At 63.2% G+C, this 18,917-nt stretch carries 17 protein-coding genes and 1 pseudogene; 8 read left to right on the top strand and 10 right to left on the bottom strand.

The genetic code is table 11. The features are described 5' to 3' along the window. Positions 1–126: 126 nt before the first annotated feature. The 6 genes and pseudogenes from CK910_RS03865 to CK910_RS03845 all read right to left on the bottom strand — a co-directional run bounded on the left by CK910_RS03865 (position 127) and on the right by CK910_RS03845 (position 5,346). The gene (locus CK910_RS03865) at positions 127–774 is read right to left on the bottom strand and encodes a LysE family translocator (protein ID WP_005319980.1); all 648 of its coding nucleotides are present in this window, start codon (positions 772–774) and stop codon (positions 127–129) included. A gap of 117 nt (positions 775–891) precedes the next feature. Beyond that, positions 892–1,710 (bottom strand): AraC family transcriptional regulator, encoded by an 819-nt coding sequence (locus CK910_RS03860; RefSeq protein ID WP_098981052.1) that lies wholly within the window; start codon positions 1,708–1,710, stop codon positions 892–894. A 67-nt stretch (positions 1,711–1,777) separates the two neighbouring features. Next, positions 1,778–2,679: pseudogene (gene rarD / locus CK910_RS03855) on the bottom strand (EamA family transporter RarD). 125 nt (positions 2,680–2,804) lie between these two features. Continuing rightward, a complete protein-coding gene (locus CK910_RS24025) occupies positions 2,805–2,954 on the bottom strand; it encodes a hypothetical protein (RefSeq protein ID WP_165576249.1) in 150 nt (49 codons plus the stop codon). 149 nt (positions 2,955–3,103) lie between these two features. Next, complete coding sequence (locus CK910_RS03850; protein ID WP_043554592.1) at positions 3,104–4,600, bottom strand: aldehyde dehydrogenase; 1,497 nt, start codon at positions 4,598–4,600, stop codon at positions 3,104–3,106. Between the two features lie 203 nt (positions 4,601–4,803). Then, positions 4,804–5,346, bottom strand: a complete 543-nt coding sequence (locus tag CK910_RS03845; RefSeq protein WP_043136526.1) for a cupin domain-containing protein — start codon at positions 5,344–5,346, stop codon at positions 4,804–4,806. Positions 5,347–5,531: 185 nt separating this feature from the next. On the opposite strand from CK910_RS03845, the gene CK910_RS03840 reads away from it, so the two are divergent. The 6 genes from CK910_RS03840 (at position 5,532) to CK910_RS03815 (ending at position 12,128) form a co-directional block, all read left to right on the top strand. After that, positions 5,532–6,863, top strand: coding sequence for an aspartate aminotransferase family protein (locus CK910_RS03840; protein WP_098981051.1), 1,332 nt, complete (start codon positions 5,532–5,534; stop codon positions 6,861–6,863). Positions 6,864–6,973: 110 nt separating this feature from the next. Beyond that, entirely contained in the window at positions 6,974–8,470 is a 1,497-nt protein-coding gene (locus tag CK910_RS03835) for a CoA-acylating methylmalonate-semialdehyde dehydrogenase (RefSeq protein WP_098981050.1), read from the top strand. A gap of 83 nt (positions 8,471–8,553) precedes the next feature. After that, positions 8,554–9,309 carry a glutamine amidotransferase-related protein gene (locus tag CK910_RS03830; protein WP_098981049.1) on the top strand — a complete coding sequence of 252 codons (756 nt, stop codon included), beginning with the start codon at positions 8,554–8,556 and terminating at the stop codon, positions 9,307–9,309. Continuing rightward, positions 9,306–10,421 (top strand): alanine dehydrogenase, encoded by a 1,116-nt coding sequence (gene ald / locus CK910_RS03825; protein WP_042866877.1) that lies wholly within the window; start codon positions 9,306–9,308, stop codon positions 10,419–10,421. Before CK910_RS03830 ends, ald begins: the two co-directional genes overlap by 4 nt. 116 nt (positions 10,422–10,537) lie before the next feature. Next, positions 10,538–11,377 (top strand): PfkB family carbohydrate kinase, encoded by an 840-nt coding sequence (locus CK910_RS03820; RefSeq protein ID WP_043136515.1) that lies wholly within the window; start codon positions 10,538–10,540, stop codon positions 11,375–11,377. 298 nt (positions 11,378–11,675) lie between these two features. Further along, positions 11,676–12,128 (top strand): Rrf2 family transcriptional regulator, encoded by a 453-nt coding sequence (locus CK910_RS03815; protein WP_011704258.1) that lies wholly within the window; start codon positions 11,676–11,678, stop codon positions 12,126–12,128. Between the two features lie 79 nt (positions 12,129–12,207). Here CK910_RS03815 and CK910_RS03810 read toward each other — a convergent pair whose 3' ends face one another. Next, positions 12,208–12,720, bottom strand: a complete 513-nt coding sequence (locus CK910_RS03810) for a ferredoxin-type protein NapF (protein WP_098981048.1) — start codon at positions 12,718–12,720, stop codon at positions 12,208–12,210. Between the two features lie 138 nt (positions 12,721–12,858). Here CK910_RS03810 and CK910_RS03805 point away from each other — a divergent pair, with 138 nt between their 5' ends. Both CK910_RS03805 and rmuC read left to right on the top strand, forming a co-directional pair. Further along, positions 12,859–13,074, top strand: a complete 216-nt coding sequence (locus CK910_RS03805) for a hypothetical protein (RefSeq protein ID WP_043136509.1) — start codon at positions 12,859–12,861, stop codon at positions 13,072–13,074. Then, positions 13,071–14,411, top strand: a complete 1,341-nt coding sequence (rmuC, locus tag CK910_RS03800; RefSeq protein WP_098981046.1) for a DNA recombination protein RmuC — start codon at positions 13,071–13,073, stop codon at positions 14,409–14,411. Before CK910_RS03805 ends, rmuC begins: the two co-directional genes overlap by 4 nt. 94 nt (positions 14,412–14,505) lie before the next feature. Here rmuC and CK910_RS03795 read toward each other — a convergent pair whose 3' ends face one another. The 3 genes from CK910_RS03795 to rsmB all read right to left on the bottom strand — a co-directional run bounded on the left by CK910_RS03795 (position 14,506) and on the right by rsmB (position 18,880). Continuing rightward, the gene (locus tag CK910_RS03795) at positions 14,506–15,957 is read right to left on the bottom strand and encodes a TrkH family potassium uptake protein (RefSeq protein WP_098981045.1); all 1,452 of its coding nucleotides are present in this window, start codon (positions 15,955–15,957) and stop codon (positions 14,506–14,508) included. A 96-nt stretch (positions 15,958–16,053) separates the two neighbouring features. Next, positions 16,054–17,430, bottom strand: a complete 1,377-nt coding sequence (trkA, locus tag CK910_RS03790; RefSeq protein WP_043136504.1) for a Trk system potassium transporter TrkA — start codon at positions 17,428–17,430, stop codon at positions 16,054–16,056. A 157-nt stretch (positions 17,431–17,587) separates the two neighbouring features. After that, on the bottom strand, positions 17,588–18,880 hold the full coding sequence (gene rsmB, locus CK910_RS03785; protein WP_098981044.1) for a 16S rRNA (cytosine(967)-C(5))-methyltransferase RsmB: 1,293 nt from the start codon (positions 18,878–18,880) through the stop codon (positions 17,588–17,590). Positions 18,881–18,917: the final 37 nt, after the last annotated feature.

Raw genomic sequence — 18,917 nt, 5'->3', positions numbered from 1 at the left:
CTGGCCATCAGGTACCAGCGTCAGTGGTGCCCGGTGTGAACCAGACTGCCATGCGGATTTTTATCTGTGTGAACGCAAAGAGGGATGGCTCAGGCCATCCCTCTTTTTCATGGGGTCGGGAGGAGGTCAGTGCGGGACCAGGGCATAGGCCTCGCCGGCCATGCCGGTCAGGATGGAGAGGCTGACGGCGCCGAACAGCAGACCCGTGACCAGATTGAGCGGACGCTGGATCCGGCCAAGCAGGCGTTGGGCCCGCGGGGTGGAGAGGCTCCAGGCCAGCACGCCGAACCAGACCAGAGAGAGCAGGAACAGTTCCAGCACCAGCAGGCCGCGCGTCAGGCCGTCCACCTGCGGCGTCACCATGGCCGCCAGCAGTCCCATGAAGAACAGCAGCGCCTTGGGGTTGAGCAGGTTGGTGGCAAGCCCGCTCCCTATCCCCTTGCGCCAGCCTTGCTGCTCACCGCCAGCCTTGAGCGCCAGTGTTGCCGAGCTGTGCCAGGCGGCCTTGAGCGCCCCCCAGCCGAGCCAGCCGAGATAGAGGGCGCCGACCACCTTCACCGCCATGAAGAGCCAGGGATGTTCGGCGATCAGCAGGCTGATGCCGGTCAGGCTGAGGGTGGCGTGCAGCAAGATGGCCAGTGCTATGCCGAGCGCCGCCCCCAGGGCCGTGGGCCTGTGCAGGCTGGTACGCAGGATCAGCGCGAAGTCCGGCCCAGGGCTCGCCAGGGCGATCAGATGGATGAGACCTATGGTCAGAAACAGGCTGGTGAACATGGCAAAACCTCGATGACGGTATGAGGTGACAGCATGGGGGATCAGGGCGGGGAGGCGATTGTAAAAGATTGCAGCTGTTGATGGTTATCGGCCGGACTGGCGTGTCATGGCCCCTGGCTAGCCGGGCTGGCTGGTAAAAGACTGCATCTGCTGGCGGTAATCGGCGGGGGTCAGCCCGAAGGCCTGCCGGAAACCGTGGTGGAAGTGGCTCTGATCGAAGAAGCCGACCGCCAGCGCCACCTCGCTCACCGGCAGGCCGCTGCCGAGCAGGCGCTTGCCCTGCTCCAGTCGCAACCGCTTGAGCCAGGCGTAGGGGGTCATGCCGGTCTTCTTCTTGAACTGGCGCAGGAAGGCGAAGCGATCCAGCCCGAACAGGGCGGCCAGATCCTCCAGGCTGTGGCGCTCATCCAGCCGGGCCAGCAGATAATCGCGCAGGTATCTGAGCTGGGGATCCGCCAGGGCGTGGCGCTCCGGCGCTATGTGCAGCAGCTCGCCGAGCAGGCCCAGCAGCTGGCTCTCCGCCAGCAGGCCGTCCGCCTGGGGGGTGTCCAGATACATGTGCAGCCGGGCGAAGCCCTGATAGAGGTCGGGGCGGCTCTGCAAGCCCTTGTCGAAGAAGGGTTCGGGGCTGTCCGGCAGCCAGCGCGCCAACTGCTCGGGGGCGATGGCGAACACCCGCACCTCGTACCCTTCCGGCAGCAGGCTGAGGCCGTCGTGCATCTCGTCCGGGTTGACGGTGGAGAGCTCGCCGCGCACCAGATTGTGGCTGCTGCCCTTGTGGATGAATTTCTGGCCGCCCTGCTGCACCAGACCTATGTGATAGTCCAGGTGAACGTGGCGGCCATAGCTGAACTCCCTGTGGTGGGAGTGGGAGAGTTCAACCCCCGGCAGCAGCCGGGATTGCCAGTAGTGGATGCGGGATTGGGGAGCGCTCATCGACTATTGATAACCTGAAACCCGAATATTGGCTTGTAGATTATTGCAGTGCCGATGCGCCATGCCGTCAATCCTGACTGGCAGCCCGGCGCCGCTTGCCGCTGCGCAGCCCGTCCAGGCTGAACAGCACAAGCGCACTCCAGATGCAGCCGAAGGTGATCAGCTTGTCCAGCGCCAGCTCTTCCCCGTAGAGAGTGACCGCCAGTATGAACATCAGGCTGGGGCCTATGTACTGGAAGAAACCCAGGGTGGAGAGCTTGAGCCGGGTGGCGGCGGCGGTGAAGCAGAGCAGGGGCGCCGTGGTGACGGCACCGGCGGCGATCAGCAGCAGGTTGAGCTGCCAGTTATTTTCGGTGAGATGGCTGGTGGGGCTGTCGGCAAATCCCCACAGGTAGATGGCGGCTGGCGGCAGCATGATCATGGTCTCGATCAGCAGGCCCGTGAGGGCATCGAGGGCCAGCTTCTTGCGGATCAGGCCATAGATGGCAAAGCTCGACGCCAGTACCAGGGCTATCCAGGGCAGGGAGCCGAAGGCGATGAGCTGGACGGCGACCCCGATCACCGCCAGTCCCACCGCCCACCACTGCAGGCGGCGCAGCTGCTCGCTCAGGAACAGCATGCCGAGCAGCACGTTGAACAGCGGATTGATGTAATAGCCTGGCTGGCATCCAGCATGTGACCGTTGTTGATGGCCCAGATGAACAGCAGCCAGTTGCCGCCGACCGTGATGGAGGTGAAGGCCAGGGTGAGCAGCACTTTTGGCTGGCGCAGCACCGCCTGCACCTTGTGCCACTGACGGCCGATCAGGGTCAGCACCAGCAGCAGGACGCAGGACCAGATCATGCGATGGGTCAGGATTTCGGCGGCCGGTACGGCCGAGATGGTCTTGAAGTAGATGGGGGCCAGACCCCAAAGGGTATAGGCGCACAAGGCATAGATGATGCCCTGACGCTGAGCTTGTTGCTGCATGTGGATAACCTTCACTGGAGAGTCGGATGCTGGAAAACATCGCAAAAAATCAGTGTAGCGATCCTTTTGGAGGGAAAGAAGTGAATAAATGGTGATCAGCGGATTTTAACGGCGGTTTGCTCTGCTCAGCGGCCCCCGCCGCGACGGATCTTCTCGACGTCCAGCAGCAACCACAGCATGAGTGCGATGGCGGAGATCCACGGACCCCAGGTCACATAGGCCTCACCTTGCCCCAGCATGTAGAACAGCAGCGGCAGTCCTATCACCAGAAACACTACACTTCCCAGAAAAAATAACATTTTTATCTTTATATTTAAGGGCTTGTCTATTTGATGATTATATCGATTGAGGCGGGCGATGAAAGGGTAAAAATGAAAAAGGGGGATTTCTCCCCCAATTCGCTAGATGAGCGTCATTTCTGATGCTATTCGAGCTGGATCCAGGTGCTTTTCAGCTCGGTGTACTTCTCCAGGGCGTGCAGCGACTTGTCGCGGCCGTTGCCGGACTGCTTGAAACCGCCGAACGGCATTGTCATGTCGCCGCCATCCCAGTTGTTGACGAACACGGTTCCGGCGCGCAGGGCGCGGGAGCCCTTGATCGCCTTGTTCAGATCCGCCGTCCAGAGCGCCGCGGCCAGACCGTAGTCGGTGTCGTTGCCGAGGGCGATGGCTTCTTCGAGCGTGTCGAAGCCGGTTACCGCCAGCACTGGGCCGAAGATCTCCTCGCGGAAGATGCGCATCTCGGGCGTCACCTCGTCAAAAATCGTGGGCTCGACATAGAAGCCGCCGCTCTCGATGTGGGTGCGCTTGCCCCCCAGCAGCAGCTTGGCCCCTTCCTGTTTGCCAATCTCGATATAGCGCAGCACCTGCTCCATCTGGACGCTATCGACCATGGCGCCGATGCGGGTGGCGGGATCGAGCGGGTTGGCGGAGATCCACTCGCGGGCATGGGCCAGCAGCCGTTCCATGAACTGCGGCTTGATGCTGTTTTGCACCAGCAGGCGGGAGGCTGCGGTACACACCTCGCCCTGGTTGTAGAAGATGGCGCCGGCGGCACTCTTGGCGGCGGCGTCCAGATCCGGCGCGTCCGCCAGTATGATGTTGGGGCTCTTGCCGCCACACTCCATAAAGGCGCGCTTGAGATTCGACTTGCCGGAGCACTCCACCAGATGTTTGCCGATTCGGGTGGAGCCGGTGAAGGTGATGCAATCCACGTCCATGTGCATGGCCAGCGCCTCGCCCACCGTGTGGCCAAAGCCCGGCAGCACGTTGAATACCCCATCCGGAATGCCCGCCTCTTTCGCGATCCCGGCGATGCGCAGGGCGGTGAGGGGGGATTTCTCGGAGGGCTTGAGGATGACGGAGTTGCCGGTGGCCAGCGCCGGGCCCAGCTTCCAGCAGGCCATCACCAGCGGGAAGTTCCAGGGCACTATGGCGGCGACCACCCCGAGCGCCTCGCGGGTCACCAGCGCCAGCGCGGACTCTTCCACCGGGGCGACCTGATCGTAGATCTTGTCGATGGCCTCGGCGTTCCAGGCGATGCAGTTGGCTGCTGCGGGGGCGTCATATCCCATGGCATCGCCGATGGGCTTGCCCATGTCCAGCGACTCCAGCAGCGCCAGCTCCACCTTGTTGAGGCGCATCAGCTCGGCAAAGCGTTGCATGATCAGCTTGCGCTGTTTCGGGGCCAGCCCGCTCCAGCGTTTGTCACTGAAGGCGGCGCGGGCGGCTTGCACCGCCAGCTCGGCATCCGCGGCATCGCAGGCGGCGACCTTGGTCAGCAGCTGGCCATTGGCCGGGTTGATGCAGTCGAAGGTGGCGCCATTGATGGCGTCCCGGTAGCTGCCGTCGATGAAGGCTTGCGAGGGCAGGGTCAGATGGGCGGCCTTGTGTTGCCACTGGGCCAGGGTCAGGTCACTCATGTTCACTCCTTGAACCGGCAAAGAATTGGTCTCCGCGTATCAATATGCTAAACATCTTGCCGCTTGTAAATCCATTCTGTAACAATTCATTAAACACTTGCCCCTTTATCCCCGGCAATGGCGGCCATCCCTGTCACTCGCCATGAGCGAGAAACCGGCCGGGGCAAGGCGCCAGCGATCGGCGTGAACGCCGTTGAATGGCCTTAGAAACTGGCCGGGGTGTTGGCGGAGATCAGCACGCACTCCTGCTCGCCCACGTTGCGAAAACGGTGCGGGGTACGGCTGTCGAAGTAGTAGCCATCACCCGCCGCCAGCTGGTGGATCTGCTCGCCGACTGTCACTTCGACCGTGCCCCGGATGATGATGCCGCACTCTTCTCCCTCGTGGCTCAGCATGTCGTCACCCGTGTCGGCACCCGGCGGCAGTATCTCCTGCATCATGCCGATGGCACGGTTGGCGCGGCTGTGGCCAACCAGCCGGTAGCTGATGGGATGGGTGCCGAGATCCGGCATGTCGCTGGCGCGGAAGATCACCTCGGTTCCCATCTCTGTCTCTTCGGTGAAGAAGCTGGCCAGGGACATGGGGATACCTTCCAGCACCTTGCGCAGTGAGGAGACCGAGGGGCTCACCTGATTTTTCTCGATCTGGGAGATAAAACCGTTGGTCACACCGGAGCGTTTCGCCAGCTCGCGCTGGGAGAGGGCCGCCTTGGTGCGAACCGCCTTGAGGCGGTGACCTATATCCATCAATAGACACTCCTTGACTGTTTACTATTATTAAAATTGTGTTAAATATCTTATACCACCCTGCTCATGTATCAGCTAGGGGTGGCACCAGATGGGGCGATAATGAGCCCCTTTTTAGGAATTCAGGTGTTTAATTTAATAGGCATAAGCCGATAGTTACTAAACACCTTAAGGATGAGGTGACCATGAAACCGATCAGCGACATCAATACGCCCTCCGACATGTCCGCCTTCTGGATGCCGTTTACCGCCAACCAGCAATTCAAGGCGGCGCCGCGCATCCTGAAGTCGGCAGAGGGGATGTATTATCACTCAGAGGATGGCCGCAAGATACTGGATGGCACAGCCGGGCTCTGGTGTTGCAACGCGGGCCATGGTCGCCGCGAGATTGCCGAGGCGGTCTCCCAGCAGATTTCCCATCTCGACTTTGCGCCGACGTTCCAGATGGGGCACCCCCTGCCGTTCGAGCTGGCCAACCGGCTGGTGGAGATAGCCCCCAAGGGGCTGGGCCATGTCTTCTATACCAACTCGGGCTCGGAAGCCGTGGACACGGCGCTCAAGATTGCGCTGGCCTGGCAGCGGGCGCGGGGGCAGGGCACCCGCACCCGGCTGATTGGTCGCGAGCGCGGCTATCACGGGGTTGGTTTCGGCGGCATCTCAGTGGGGGGGATTCCTGGCAACCGCAAGTGGTTCGGCTCCCTGCTGACCGGGGTGGATCATCTGCCCCACACCCTCAACATCGCCAAGCATGCCTTCACCAGGGGGCTGCCCGATGAAGATCTGACCCTGGCCGACGAGCTGGAGAAGATAGTCTTCCTGCACGATGCCAGCAACATAGCGGCCGTCATTGTCGAACCCATAGCCGGCAGTACGGGTGTCATCATGCCGCCCAAGGGCTATCTCAAGCGGCTGAGGGAGATCTGTACCAAACACGGCATTCTGCTGATCTTCGACGAGGTGATCACCGGCTTCGGTCGCCTCGGTTCCCCCTTCGCCGCCCAGGAGTTCGATGTCATGCCCGACATGATCACCTGTGCCAAGGGGCTCACCAACGGCGCCATCCCCATGGGGGCCGTGCTGGTGAGCAACGGCATCTATGACGACATGATGGCCGCCGGCAAGGGCGCCATCGAGCTGTTCCACGGCTACACCTACTCGGGTCACCCTGTGGCCGCCGCCGCCGCGCTGGCGACCCTCGAGATCTATCGCAACGAGAACCTGCTGACCCGCGCCGCCGATCTGGCGGGCTACTGGGAGGAGGCGGCCCATTCCCTCAAGGGCTGCAAGCATGTGAAGGACGTGCGCAACTACGGACTGGTGGCGGGCATAGAGCTCGAATCCCTGCCGGATGCGCCGGGCAAGCGTGCCTACGAGGTGTTCGTGCGCTGCTTCGAGAAGGGGGCCCTGATCCGGGTCACCGGCGACATCATAGCCCTGTCGCCGCCCCTCATCATGGAGCGCAGCCAGATAGACGATCTCTTCACCCTGCTGCAGGACGTGTTGCAGACACAGGCGTAGCCCCTTTTCACCTTGCATTGCATGGCGCCCCGGATTCGGGCGCCATCTCCCTGTGCCCGGCTCGCGCGAGACGGCGCAGGGAGAGACGGATTAACCATCACGGAGGATTTATGACATACAGGGTCAGCAACTTTATCAACGGCGAGACGACAGAGAGTCGCAGCGAGCGCTTCGGTGCCATCTTCAACCCGGCCACCGGCCAGCAGCAGGGCCAGGTGGTGCTCAGCACGGCCGCCGAATGCGGCGAGGCCATTGCCGTGGCGGAGCGCGCCTTCGCCGACTGGTCGCAGACCCCGCCGCTGGTGCGGGCCAGGGTGCTATTTCGCTTCAAGGAGCTGATGGAGCAGCACAGGGATGATCTGGCCCGGCTCATCAGCCGCGAGCACGGCAAGGTCTTCTCCGACGCCCAGGGGGAGCTGACCCGCGGGCTGGAGGTGGTGGAGTTTGCCTGCGGCATCCCCCACCTGCTCAAGGGGGAGCACTCCCTCAACGTGGGCCGCGGGGTGGACAGCCACTCCATGATGCAGCCGGTGGGGGTGTGCGCCGGCATCACGCCGTTCAACTTCCCGGCCATGGTGCCGCTCTGGATGTTCCCGGTGGCCATCGCCTGCGGCAACACCTTCATTCTCAAGCCGTCCGAGAAGGATCCGTCCCTCTCCCTGCGCATGGCCGAGCTGCTCAAGCAGGCCGGCCTGCCGGACGGTGTACTCAACGTGGTCAACGGCGACAAGGAGGTGGTGGACGTGCTGCTGACTGACCCGAGGGTCGGCGCCGTGTCGTTTGTCGGCTCCACCCCCATAGCCCAGTACATCTATGCCACCGCCTCGGCCCACGGCAAGCGGGTACAGGCGCTGGGCGGCGCCAAGAACCACATGCTGGTGATGCCGGATGCGGATCTCGATCAGGCAATTTCCGCCCTGATGGGGGCGGCCTATGGCGCTGCCGGTGAGCGCTGCATGGCGATCTCGGTGGCCGTGGTGGTGGGGGATGAGACAGCCGATGCGCTGGTGGCCAAGCTTTCGCCACTGGTGGCGCAACTCAGGGTCGGGCCGGGTCTGGGTCAGAACCCGGAGAACGAGATGGGGCCCCTGATCAGTCGCGAACATCTGGCCAAGGTGCGTGCTTACGTGGATCAGGGGGTGGCCGAGGGGGCCCAGTTGCGGGTCGATGGTCGCGGCGTGAGTCACGGGGAAGGTTACTTTATCGGTGGCAGCCTGTTCGACCGGGTGAGCCCCGAAATGCGCATCTACCGGGAGGAGATCTTCGGCCCCGTGCTGGCCATAGTGCGGGCCCCGGATTACGAGACGGCGCTCAGGCTCATCAACGAACACGAGTACGGCAACGGCACCGCCATCTTTACTTGCGACGGCGATACGGCGCGGGACTTCACCGCCAGGGTTCAGGTCGGTATGGTAGGGGTGAACGTCCCCATCCCAGTGCCCATGGCGTTTCACAGCTTCGGTGGCTGGAAGCGGTCCATCTTCGGGCCGCTCAACATGCACGGGCCGGATGGGGTGCGCTTCTACACCCGGATGAAGACGGTGACGGCGCGCTGGCCACAGAGCCTGCGTGCCGGCGCCGAGTTCTCCATGCCGACCATGAAGTGACGCGCAGGCACGCTGCCATGGCCTAACTTGTTGCCCCCGCAGGCCATAGCTCTGCGGGGGCAATCTCTGTAAAGGAGTTACAGATGCGACTGGGAATTCTCGATTGTGACCGGCTGGACCCCGATTTGGCGGGTGATTTCGGCCCCGTTTACTCCGAGATGTTTATCAAGGGCTTTCGGGCCCTGGCCCCCGGGCTGGAGTTTCGGGTCTGGTCGGCGCTCGATGGCGAGCTGCCGGACGACCTGCACGGGTGCGATGCCTGGCTCATCACGGGTTCGCGCCACGATGCCTACAGCGATCTGCCCTGGATCCAGGCGCTGCGCGGCTGGATCCGCCAGGCCCACGATGCGGACGTCAAGCTGGCCGGGGTCTGCTTCGGCCATCAGGTGATCGCCCAGGCGCTGGGGGGCGAGGTAGTGAAATCCACCAAGGGCTGGGGGCTCGGCGTCTCAGTTCATCCCATGCTGGCGACCGGCGCCTGGATGCAGCCCGGGCTGGACACCATCCGGATCCTGGCCAGTCACCAGGATCAGGTCGAGCAGCTGCCGCCGGGCGCGATCCGGCTAGCGGGCAACGATTTTTGTCCCAACTTCATGTTCTTGCAGGGGGATCACATAGTCGCGATTCAGGGACATCCGGAGTTCTCGGTGGAGTACAACCGGGCGCTGATTGAGCGGCGGCGGGACTTTCTGTCCGACGACCGCTATCAGCGCAGCCTCTCCTCGCTGGAGGGGGAAGTAGACTCGGCCACCATGATGCAGTGGCTGTTGCAATTTTTGGGCATACTGCCCGGTGGCGAAGGAGCGACCGGCGGGATCACAGCAGGAGAGCGAGCATGATTATTGGCGTACCCAAGGAAATCAAAAACCATGAATACCGGGTCGGCATGACTCCCGCCGGAGTGCAGGAGCTGGCGGCCCGGGGACACAAGGTCCTGGTGCAACAGCAGGGAGGCGAGGCGATCGGACTGTCCGATGCCGAGTACCAGGCGGCCGGGGCCGAGCTGGTGGCCAGCGCGGCGGAGATCTTCGCCCGGGCCGAGATGATAGTGAAGGTGAAGGAGCCCCAGCCGGAGGAGTGTGAACTACTGCGCCCGGATCAGCTGCTGTTTACCTATCTGCACCTGGCGCCGGATCCGGTGCAGACCCAGCTGCTGGTGCACTCGGGGGCTGTGGCCATCGCCTACGAGACGGTGACCGACGAGCGCGGCGGCCTGCCGCTGCTGGCACCCATGTCAGAGGTGGCGGGGCGGATGGCGATCCAGGCCGGGGCCCACAGCCTGGAGAAGGCGCAGGGGGGCAATGGCACCCTGCTCGGTGGCGTACCCGCGGTGGCGCCCGCCAAGGTGGTGGTGCTGGGGGGCGGCGTGGTCGGCGTCAACTCGGCGCGCATGGCGCTGGGACTGGGAGCCGATGTTACCATTTTGGATCGTTCCCTGCCGCGGCTGCGGGAGCTGGATAGTCTGTACGGCCCGGCCCTCAAGACCCTCTATTCCACTCGCACCAACATCGAGGCCTGCATCGCCCAGGCGGATCTGGTGATCGGCGCCGTGCTGATCCCGGGGGCGGCGGCGCCCAGGCTGCTGACCCGCGACATGCTCAAGCTGATGCGCAAGGGCTCGGTGCTGGTGGACGTGGCCATCGATCAGGGCGGCTGTTTCGAGACCTCCCACCCGACCACCCACGAGGAGCCCACCTATGTGGTGGACGGTATCATCCACTACTGCGTGGCCAACATGCCGGGCGGCGTGGCGCGCACCTCCACCTTCGCCCTGACCAATGCCACCCTGCCGTTCGTGCTGGCGCTGGCCGACAAGGGCTACGCCCAGGCGCTCAGGGATGACAAGCACCTGCGGGCCGGTCTCAACGTGTTCAAGGGCAAGATCACCCAGGCGGCGGTGGCCCAGGCGCTCGGCTACGAGTACGTCAGCGCCGAGTCCGTGCTGGGCTGACTGCAGCGTGAAGCTGGCCGGCAAACGTCGAGCGGGCTCACAAACCCCGCGATTTCAGGGAGGGCCGTCAGGGCCCTTTCTCATATACTGGGATCCCTTGTCAGTGAGGTCTCTCCATGTCCCGTATTCTGCTGCTCGCCAATCTCAACTGTGATCATGTGCTCTCCCTCTCCGAACCCCTGGTGGCCGGAGCCCGCCTGCAATACGTGGATCAGGGCCGCCGGCTGGGGGGCGGCGCCGCCAATACAGGCATAGGGCTGGTGTGGGCCGGCCACGAGGTGACCATAGCCTCCCGCATCGGGCTGGATGAGGCGGGCGACTGGCTGCTGGAGCAGGCGGCGAGCTATGGGCTGGACTGCTCCCACGTGGAACGGTTCGGCGGCGAGACAGGCGAGCTGCTGATCCTGGTGGACTCCACCGGCGAGCGCACCATCCTCAGGCGACCACGTCGCCCGGATCTGCCGGGCGACTTGCCGCTGGAGGGGGTGGACTGCCTCTATGTGAACTATCCCGGCACCGCCATCATCGGCTACATGCGACAGATGCTCGGCAAGAGCTTCGTGGTGGCCCAGTATCCCAAGGGGGGGCAGGCGCGCCGCCCCTGCCACGTGCTGGTGGCCTCCCGCTCCGATCTCGGCGAGGTGAGCGACCCCTGGCAGCATGCTCGTCAGCTGGCGGGAGAGCAGCTGGAGTGGCTGGTATTGACCGAAGGCAAGGCGGGGGCCGTGGCCATTCACGGCGAGGAGCAGATCCGGGTGGCGGCGCGGCCCGTGTCCGTGGTGGACACCACGGGGGCGGGGGATGCGTTCGCCGGCGGCCTCATTCACGGGCTGGCCCGCGGCATGGCGATCCAGGATGCCCTGCAGTGCGCGGTGGATTGGGGTGCCTTCGCGGTCGCTTCCGAGAGCTCGATCCCCTCCAGCGCCTTGAAAAACTGGCTCAGGCAGCCCCACTGAATCCTGAAAAACGGTTTCGTATGGTGCAGGTGAATCCACTCGGGAGCTTGGGGAAGACAGGCGAATTTAGCCGCCAAAAACACCCCAAACCTTGGACTAAGCCTGCAAGTTTGCGATCAATCAAAGAAAGTGTCGATTTATGTGCATCTTCATCGACACCCGCCTGAGCTGCTCTTAACCTTGTCACTCCACGACTCAGATTAAGATGCGTGCTCCGTGCAAGCGCAAGCGCGGCCCCGCCTCTTAGCTTTAGGTTGTCGTCCTGATTTCTGGCTTGTAGTAAGAGGCAAGTGCGACCATGCAACTGACACGATTTACCGACTATGCCCTGCGTACCCTGACTTTTTTGGCGGTTCAGCCGGGAGATCGCCTGTCGACCATCACAGAGGTGGCCGATACCTTTGCCATCTCCCGCAACCACGTGGTCAAGATAGTGCACCAACTCGGCATCAAGGGGTACATAGAGACGGTACGTGGCAAGCATGGTGGCATCCGCCTCGGCCGCTCCGCCGTCTCCATCAACCTGCGCGATGTGGTGATGGACATGGAACACGTGCTCTGCCCGGTGGATTGCAAGCGCGAGAACTGCCGTCTCTCCGGTGGCTGCCGCATCCAGGGCATACTGCGCCGCGCCATGAACGCCTTCCTCGAGGTGCTGGGGGAGTACACCCTGGCCGATGCGGTGCGCGATCCGACCCGGCTCTGCCACCTGCTCGGCATCGAACAGGATTCCATCCTGGCCATGGCATAAACGCCGCGCCAGAAAACACAAAGGGGCCCACGGGCCCCTTTTTGCTTTCTGGTATTTGAGACTAGGGTGGCGGCCCGGGTCAGAGCTGGGGGATCAGGGTGATGGCGCCATGGAAGCAGGCGAGGCCGCAGGCACCGCAGCCATCGCACGCCGCCATGTTGACGCTGACGCCGTCGGCGGTGGCCTTGATCGCCTGCTGGGGGCAGGCATCTTCACACAGCAGGCAGTAGAAGCCCTGTTTGGCCTGACAGCTCGCCTCTATCTGCACCCGGGTCTGCACCTGGCGCCCCCACTGCAGGTCGAGGGCGCCGGTCGGACAGGCCCTGGCGCAGCTGCCGCAGTAGCTGCACTGGCCGCAGGCGAGATCCAGCACTGGGGTGCCGGCGATGGCGGTCCCCTCGTACTCGGGCTGGCTTGCCGGTTTGAGCAGGCCGTTGGGACAGGCCTTGAAGCATTCACCGCAGCGGGTGCAGAGGGAGAGGTACTGGGACTCTTCGATGGCCCAGGGCGGGCGTGCCTCGTGACAAACCACGTCCGGTTTGCGGGAGCCCCCCAATGCGTGCGTCAGCCATCGACAGAAAAAATGAGTCATGCTCACCCCTGATACCTATTAGGGGTTAATTTTATCCAAGTTTCGGCTGGCAAGCCAGAGAATAGCGCCGGCCAGGATCGCAAGCCGGGTTGCCCTTGTGTAAGCTAGGCGAGTCTTTTTGCGGGATTGAATGAACTCATGTGGTTATTTCTGTGGCGTGCGTCTCTGTTGTATATCTTCCCCCTGCTGATGTGGGGCTACTGCCGAATCAAGGATATCGAGTTCGCCGAGCTCGATACCGGGGTTAACAGTCACAAGTGGGTGGTATTGGCCGCCTACCTCCTCTATGTGGTGATCTGGCTGTTGCTCAACCGCTACCTCGAGCTCTTCCTGCGTCAGCGGAGCCGCAAATGATCGAGCCCGGGCTCTGGGGGATCTTGTTGTCTGCCGCCGTGCTGGCTCTCGGGCTTGGCTGGCTGTTCGGGCGTCGGGCCGCCACGGCGCAGGCTCAGGAGCTGATGCTGGCACAAGAGCGCCATCAGGCGCTGCAGGATCGCTTCGACGAGTTGCAGGACGAGCGGATGCAGGGCCAGCAGAAGCTTGATCAGCAGCAGACCCTGCTGATCAAGCTCACCGCCCGCCTCAAGGATGCCGAAGCCACCCTGCGCAGCGAGCGGCTGGCCGCCGCCGAGAAGCTGCAACTGCAGCAGGAAGCGGAGCAGCGCCTCAGCCAGCAGTTTGAAAACCTCGCCAACCGTATCTTCGAGCAAAACTCCGGCAACTTCCGCGAACTGAACCAGAACAGCCTGGATCTGCTGCTGACTCCGCTCAAAGAGCAGCTCGAGGGCTTTCGTCGTCAGGTGGGAGAGACCCACGCCCAGGAGACGGCCCAGCGCCACAGCCTCAAGTTCGAGCTGGAACGTCTGGCCGAGCTCAATGCCCGCATGACCGAAGAGGCGGCGGCCCTGACCCGCGCCCTCAAGGGGGACAGCAAGCAGCAGGGCAACTGGGGCGAGGTGGTGCTGGCCCGCATCTTGAGCGAATGCGGCCTGCGCGAGGGCCACGAGTACCATACCCAGGTCAATATCGAGGTGGACAGGGGCAAGCGCTACCAGCCCGACGTCATAGTCCACCTGCCCCAGGAAAAAGACATCATCATAGACGCCAAGGTGTCGCTGACCGCCTACGAGCGCTGGTACAACAGCGATAACGAGCTGGATAAGGCTGTGGCGCTCAAGGAGCACGTCGCCTCGGTGCGCAACCACATCCGCGAGCTGGGCCGCAAGGATTACCAGCAACTGCCCGGGGTGCGCACCCTGGACTATGTGCTGATGTTCGTGGCGGTGGAGCCCGCCTTTCTGACCGCGGTGGAGGCCGATCCCTCCCTGGTGCGCTACGGCCTCGACAACAACATACTGCTGGTGAGCCCCACCAACCTGATGGTGGCACTGCGCACCATAGAGAACCTGTGGCGCTATGAGCGGCAGAACCAGAATGCCCGCCAGATCGCCGAGCGGGCCGGTCGCCTCTACGAGAAGCTGCGGCTGTTCGTGGAGGAGATGCAGCAGATGGGGGGCAGCTTGCACAAGGCGCAGGAGAGCTACGACAAGGCGATGGGGCGGCTGGTCAACGGTCGTGGCAACCTGATCGCCCAGGCCGAGCGCTTCCGCGAGCTGGGGGTCGAGGTGACCAAAACGCTGCCCGAGCCGCTGGTCAACCGCGCGCTGGAGCGGGAAGAGTCCGCCGAGTGAGGTGGATGGTCATGCACGGCATGAGAGGAAGAAGGGCAGCCATTGGCTGCCCTTCTTGTTTTCGTTTGTCGGCGGACTGCGGAGTGCAACTTGATCACTGCTTCCAGAAGGAGGGGAAGAAGAGAACTGCCACTGTCAGGATCTCGAGCCGCCCCAGCAGCATGCCGAACGACAGTATCCACTTGGCCGAGTCCGGCAGGGTGGCGAAGTTGGTGCTGGGTCCTATGACGGGGCCCATGCCGGGACCCACGTTGGCCACGGCGGTGATGGAGCCCGAGATGGCGGTCAGGGGATCCAGCCCGATGGCGGCGAGCAGGGCGGCGATCAGCAGTATGACGGCGAAGTAGGCCAGCACGAACGAGATCATGGAGCGGATGATGGCGTCGTTGACCGGACGACCGTTGTACTTCTGCGGGAAGACGGCGGAGGGGTGCATCAGCTGGCGCATCTGTTTCTTGAACAGGGCGAATGCCACCTGTACCCGGAAGATCTTGAGCCCGCCGGCGGTGGAGCCGGAACAGGCGCCCAGTGCCAGCAAGATGATGAAGATGATGCTGGTGAGCGGCCCCCAGGTGCCGAAATCGCCGAGGCCGAAGCCTGTGGTGGTGAGCACTGAGACTATGTTGAAGCTGCTGATGCGCAAGGCATCCATGAAGCCGTAGATGTCCCTTATCCACAGATAGAAGGTGACGACGACGGTGACCCAGATCACCAGCCAGAAGAAGCCCTGCACCTGTGCATCCTTGAGCAGGCTGTTGTCACGGCGGGAGAGGGCTTGCACATAGAGCAGGAAGGGCAGGCCGCCGAGGAACATGAAGAGGGTGCCGATCCAGTGCGCCGAGTTGGAGAAGTGGGACATGGATTGATCCGAGGTGGAGTAGCCGCCGGTGCTGAGGGTGGTCATCGAGTGGTTGACCGCCTCGAACAGCGTCATGCCGCTCACCCAGTAGGCCAGGAAGCAGAGCATGGAGAGCACCAGATAGACCACCACTATGTTGTTGGCCACCGTCTTGGCGCGTGGCGCGCTCTTGTCCGACCAATCAGAGCTCTCGGTCTGGAACAGCTTCATGCCGCCCACGTTGAGGTAGGGCAGCACGGCCACCGCCATCACTATGAAGCCCACCCCCCCCAGCCACTGCAATATGGAGCGCCACAGCAAGATGCTGTGGGCCATGCCGTCGAGCCCAGACAGCACTGTGGAGCCGGTGGTGGTGACCCCTGACATGGTCTCGAAGTAGGCATCGGTGAAGTCGATGTGGTTGATGAAGAAGAAGGGCAGGGCGCCGAAGATGCAGGCCACCACCCAGACCGAGGTGGTGAGCAGGAACATCTCCCGCACGCCGAGGTGGAACACCGCCTTGCGGCCGTAATGGAGACAGAGCAGGGCCGCGCCGTGGGTGATCAGCACGGATTTCAAGAACTCGACGAACCCCTCGGAGCCGGTGAGCAGGGCCAGCAGGGTGGGCAGCCACATGAACAGGGCCAGCTTGGAGAGCACCAGCCCCCCCCCCCCTAGGGTGAAGATGATGGGACGCAGCTTGATCATGCAAGATAACCTGGTCGTTGATTGACAAAAGACCCGGACAATCCCTGGTAGGGGCTGTGCCGGGTCTGGTTTGCGCTGCCTGGATGCATGGGCAGATTACAGGAAGAAGGGACTTGGCTGGAACAACCGTTCCACTTCCGGTATGTACTTCTTGTCCACCAGGAACATCACCACGTGGTCATCCTGCTGGATCCGGGTGCGATCGTGGGCAATCAGCACCTCATCACCGCGCACTATGGCACCGATTGTGGTGCCGGGCGGCAGCTTGAGCTCGCCGACCGTCTTGCCGACCACCTTGGAGGTGTTCTCGTCACCGTGGGCTATGGCCTCGATGGCCTCGGCCGCACCACGGCGCAGGCTGTAGACGTTGGCGATGTCGGCCCGGCGCACGTGGGTCAGCAGGGCCGAGATGGTGGCCTGCTGGGGCGAGATGGCGATGTCGATGGAGCCGCCCTGCACCAGATCCACGTAGGCGCTGCGCTGGATCAGCACCATTGTCTTCTTGGCGCCCATCTTCTTGGCGAGCAGGGCCGACATTATGTTGGCCTCGTCCTCGTTGGTCACGGCGATGAAGACGTCGATCTGGTCTATGTGCTCCTCGGCCAACAGCTCCTGATCCGCCGCGTCGCCGCAGAAGACTATGGTGTTCTCCAGCACCTCGGAGAGCTGCTCCGCCCGCTTCTGGTTGCGCTCGATCAGCTTGACGCTATAGCGCTTCTCCAGCTGGCGGGCGAGGCCGGCGCCTATGTTGCCGCCGCCGACGATCATAATGCGTCGGTAGGGGCTCTCGAGGCGCTGCAGCTCCGACATCACGGCGCGGATATGGCCCGCCGCCGCCACGAAGAACACCTCGTCATCCGCCTCTATAATGGTGGTGCCTTGCGGACGGATGGAGCGGCCCTGACGGAAGATGGCGGCGACCCGGGTCTCTATGTTGGGCATGTGATCCCGCAGGGTGGAGAGCGCATTGCCCACCAGGGGGCCGCCGTAGTAGGCCTTGACCGCCACCAGACCCACCTTGCCACCGGCAAAGTCCACCACCTGCAGCGCACCCGGATACTCGATGAGGCGACGCACATAGTCGGTCACCAGCTGTTCGGGGGCGATCAGGTGATCTACTGGCACGGATTCCGGCAGGAACAGGCGATCCCGCTCCACCAGATAGGCGGGGGAGCGAATGCGCGCCACCTTGTTCGGGGTGTTGAACAGGGAGTAGGCCACCTGGCAGGCGATCATGTTGGTCTCGTCGCTGTTGGTGACCGCGACCAGCATGTCCGCATCCTGGGCGCCCGCTTCGCGCAGCACCTTGGGGTGGGCGCCGTGGCCGTTCACCACCCGCAGGTCAAACTTGTCCTGCAGCTCCCGCAGCCGGTCGCTGTCGGTATCAACTATGGTGATGTCGTTGTTCTCGCCGGCCAGGTTTTCGGCCAGGGTGCCACCGACCTGGCCAGCGCCCAGAATGATGATCTTCATAGGGACCCCTCAGGGAACGAGGATGCGTTGCAACGGATGGCAATCTGGTCGGGGTCAGTCGTCAACATGATGATTCTCATAGGGAAAGCTTGCTCGATGTTGCGCAGTAATGGGTGCCGTCAACCGGCACCCGTCATCTTCATGGCCATTGCTCTGCTTACCGCTTTATCAGCTTGGCATAGTAGAAGCCATCCATCTCGGCTTCGCCCGGCAGGAACTGGCGGCCTGGGCACGCCGGCGTGTCCTGTTCGTGCAGCGGCACCAGAGTGGCATCCGGGGTGGCAGCCAGGAAGGCGCGGATCTGTTCGCGGTTCTCTTCCGGCAGCACTGAGCAGGTGGCGTAGAGCAGAGTACCGCCGCTTTTCAGTTTCGACCAGAGAGCGATCAGAATACGGCGCTGCAGCTCGGCCAGCTCGCGGATGTCCTGATCCCGGCGCAGCCACTTGATGTCGGGGTGGCGGCGGATGACACCGGTGGCAGAGCAGGGGGCATCCAGCAGGATGCGATCGAATTGACCCTTGGGCCACCAGAGTTCCGGGGTGCTGGCATCACCGTGGATCACCTCGGCCTTGAGGCCGATGCGATCCAGGTTCTCCTGCACCCGCTTGAGGCGGTGTTCGTCGGCATCGACGGCCACCACGCCGGCCAGCTTGGGCTGACGCTCAAGCAGGTGAGCCGTCTTGCCACCGGGGGCGGCGCAGGCATCCAGAACCCACTCGCCCGGTTGAGGGTCTAGCAGTCGGGCGGCCTGCTGGGCAGCACCGTCTTGTACCGAGCAGTCGCCTGCCTCGAAGCCGGGTAGCTTGGTCACGTCGCAAGGGCGTTCCAGCAGGATGCAATCTTCCCCTTCCTCACCGGCCACCGCATTGATGCCCGCTTCGGCCATGCGGGCCAGCATCTGCTCGCGGCTCTGGCGCTGGCTGTTGTTGCGGATCCACATGGGCGGGCGCTGGTTGTTGGCCTCCATGATGAATTCCCAATCTTCGGGATAGGCCTGACGCAGCCGCTTGGTGAGCCACTCCGGGTGGCCGAGGCGAATGCTGGGAACGCGGTCGATGCGCAGCAAGATGACTTCGGCGCTGCGCTGGAAGTTGCGCAGCACACCATTGATGAGGCCGCGCAAGGAGGTGCCCTTGAGCAGCTTGACGGCGCTGACTGTCTCGGCCACGGCGGCGTGGGCCGGAATGCGGGTGTAGATGAGCTGATAGAGACCGACCAGGATCAGATAGTGGAAGATGCGGCTCTTGTTCTTGAGCGGCTTGTCCATCATCTCGTTGACCGCCGCATCGAGGCGGGGCAGCCAGCGCAGGGTGCCGTAGCAGAGTTCTTGCAGGAGGGCGCGATCGCGGGGCGCAACCTTCTCCTGGGCAGCAGGCAGAACAGCGGAGAGGGATTGACCCTGATCCAGCACCTGTTGAATAACGAGAGCGGCCTGTGCACGTGTTTTCATAATGTTACCTTAGATGCGCAAGTCGGGGCCTGGGCCC

The organism is Aeromonas sp. CA23, assembly GCF_002587065.1.
GTDB classification, from domain to species: Bacteria; Pseudomonadota; Gammaproteobacteria; order Enterobacterales; family Aeromonadaceae; genus Aeromonas; species Aeromonas bestiarum.
This window is presented reverse-complemented; position numbering and strand designations above follow the sequence as displayed.

What these genes read in the sequence shown, in the direction of transcription:
- CK910_RS03865 (WP_005319980.1), bottom strand. Translation starts at nt 774, where the DNA reads ATGTTCACCAGCCTGTTTCTGACCATAGGTCTCATCCATCTGATCGCC.
- CK910_RS03860 (WP_098981052.1), bottom strand. Translation starts at nt 1,710, where the DNA reads ATGAGCGCTCCCCAATCCCGCATCCACTACTGGCAATCCCGGCTGCTG.
- CK910_RS03850 (WP_043554592.1), bottom strand. Translation starts at nt 4,600, where the DNA reads ATGAGTGACCTGACCCTGGCCCAGTGGCAACACAAGGCCGCCCATCTG.
- CK910_RS03845 (WP_043136526.1), bottom strand. Translation starts at nt 5,346, where the DNA reads ATGGATATAGGTCACCGCCTCAAGGCGGTTCGCACCAAGGCGGCCCTC.
- CK910_RS03840 (WP_098981051.1), top strand. Translation starts at nt 5,532, where the DNA reads ATGAAACCGATCAGCGACATCAATACGCCCTCCGACATGTCCGCCTTC.
- CK910_RS03835 (WP_098981050.1), top strand. Translation starts at nt 6,974, where the DNA reads ATGACATACAGGGTCAGCAACTTTATCAACGGCGAGACGACAGAGAGT.
- CK910_RS03830 (WP_098981049.1), top strand. Translation starts at nt 8,554, where the DNA reads ATGCGACTGGGAATTCTCGATTGTGACCGGCTGGACCCCGATTTGGCG.
- ald (WP_042866877.1), top strand. Translation starts at nt 9,306, where the DNA reads ATGATTATTGGCGTACCCAAGGAAATCAAAAACCATGAATACCGGGTC.
- CK910_RS03820 (WP_043136515.1), top strand. Translation starts at nt 10,538, where the DNA reads ATGTCCCGTATTCTGCTGCTCGCCAATCTCAACTGTGATCATGTGCTC.
- CK910_RS03815 (WP_011704258.1), top strand. Translation starts at nt 11,676, where the DNA reads ATGCAACTGACACGATTTACCGACTATGCCCTGCGTACCCTGACTTTT.
- CK910_RS03810 (WP_098981048.1), bottom strand. Translation starts at nt 12,720, where the DNA reads ATGACTCATTTTTTCTGTCGATGGCTGACGCACGCATTGGGGGGCTCC.
- CK910_RS03805 (WP_043136509.1), top strand. Translation starts at nt 12,859, where the DNA reads ATGTGGTTATTTCTGTGGCGTGCGTCTCTGTTGTATATCTTCCCCCTG.
- rmuC (WP_098981046.1), top strand. Translation starts at nt 13,071, where the DNA reads ATGATCGAGCCCGGGCTCTGGGGGATCTTGTTGTCTGCCGCCGTGCTG.
- CK910_RS03795 (WP_098981045.1), bottom strand. Translation starts at nt 15,957, where the DNA reads ATGATCAAGCTGCGTCCCATCATCTTCACCCTAGGGGGGGGGGGGCTG.
- trkA (WP_043136504.1), bottom strand. Translation starts at nt 17,430, where the DNA reads ATGAAGATCATCATTCTGGGCGCTGGCCAGGTCGGTGGCACCCTGGCC.
- rsmB (WP_098981044.1), bottom strand. Translation starts at nt 18,880, where the DNA reads ATGAAAACACGTGCACAGGCCGCTCTCGTTATTCAACAGGTGCTGGAT.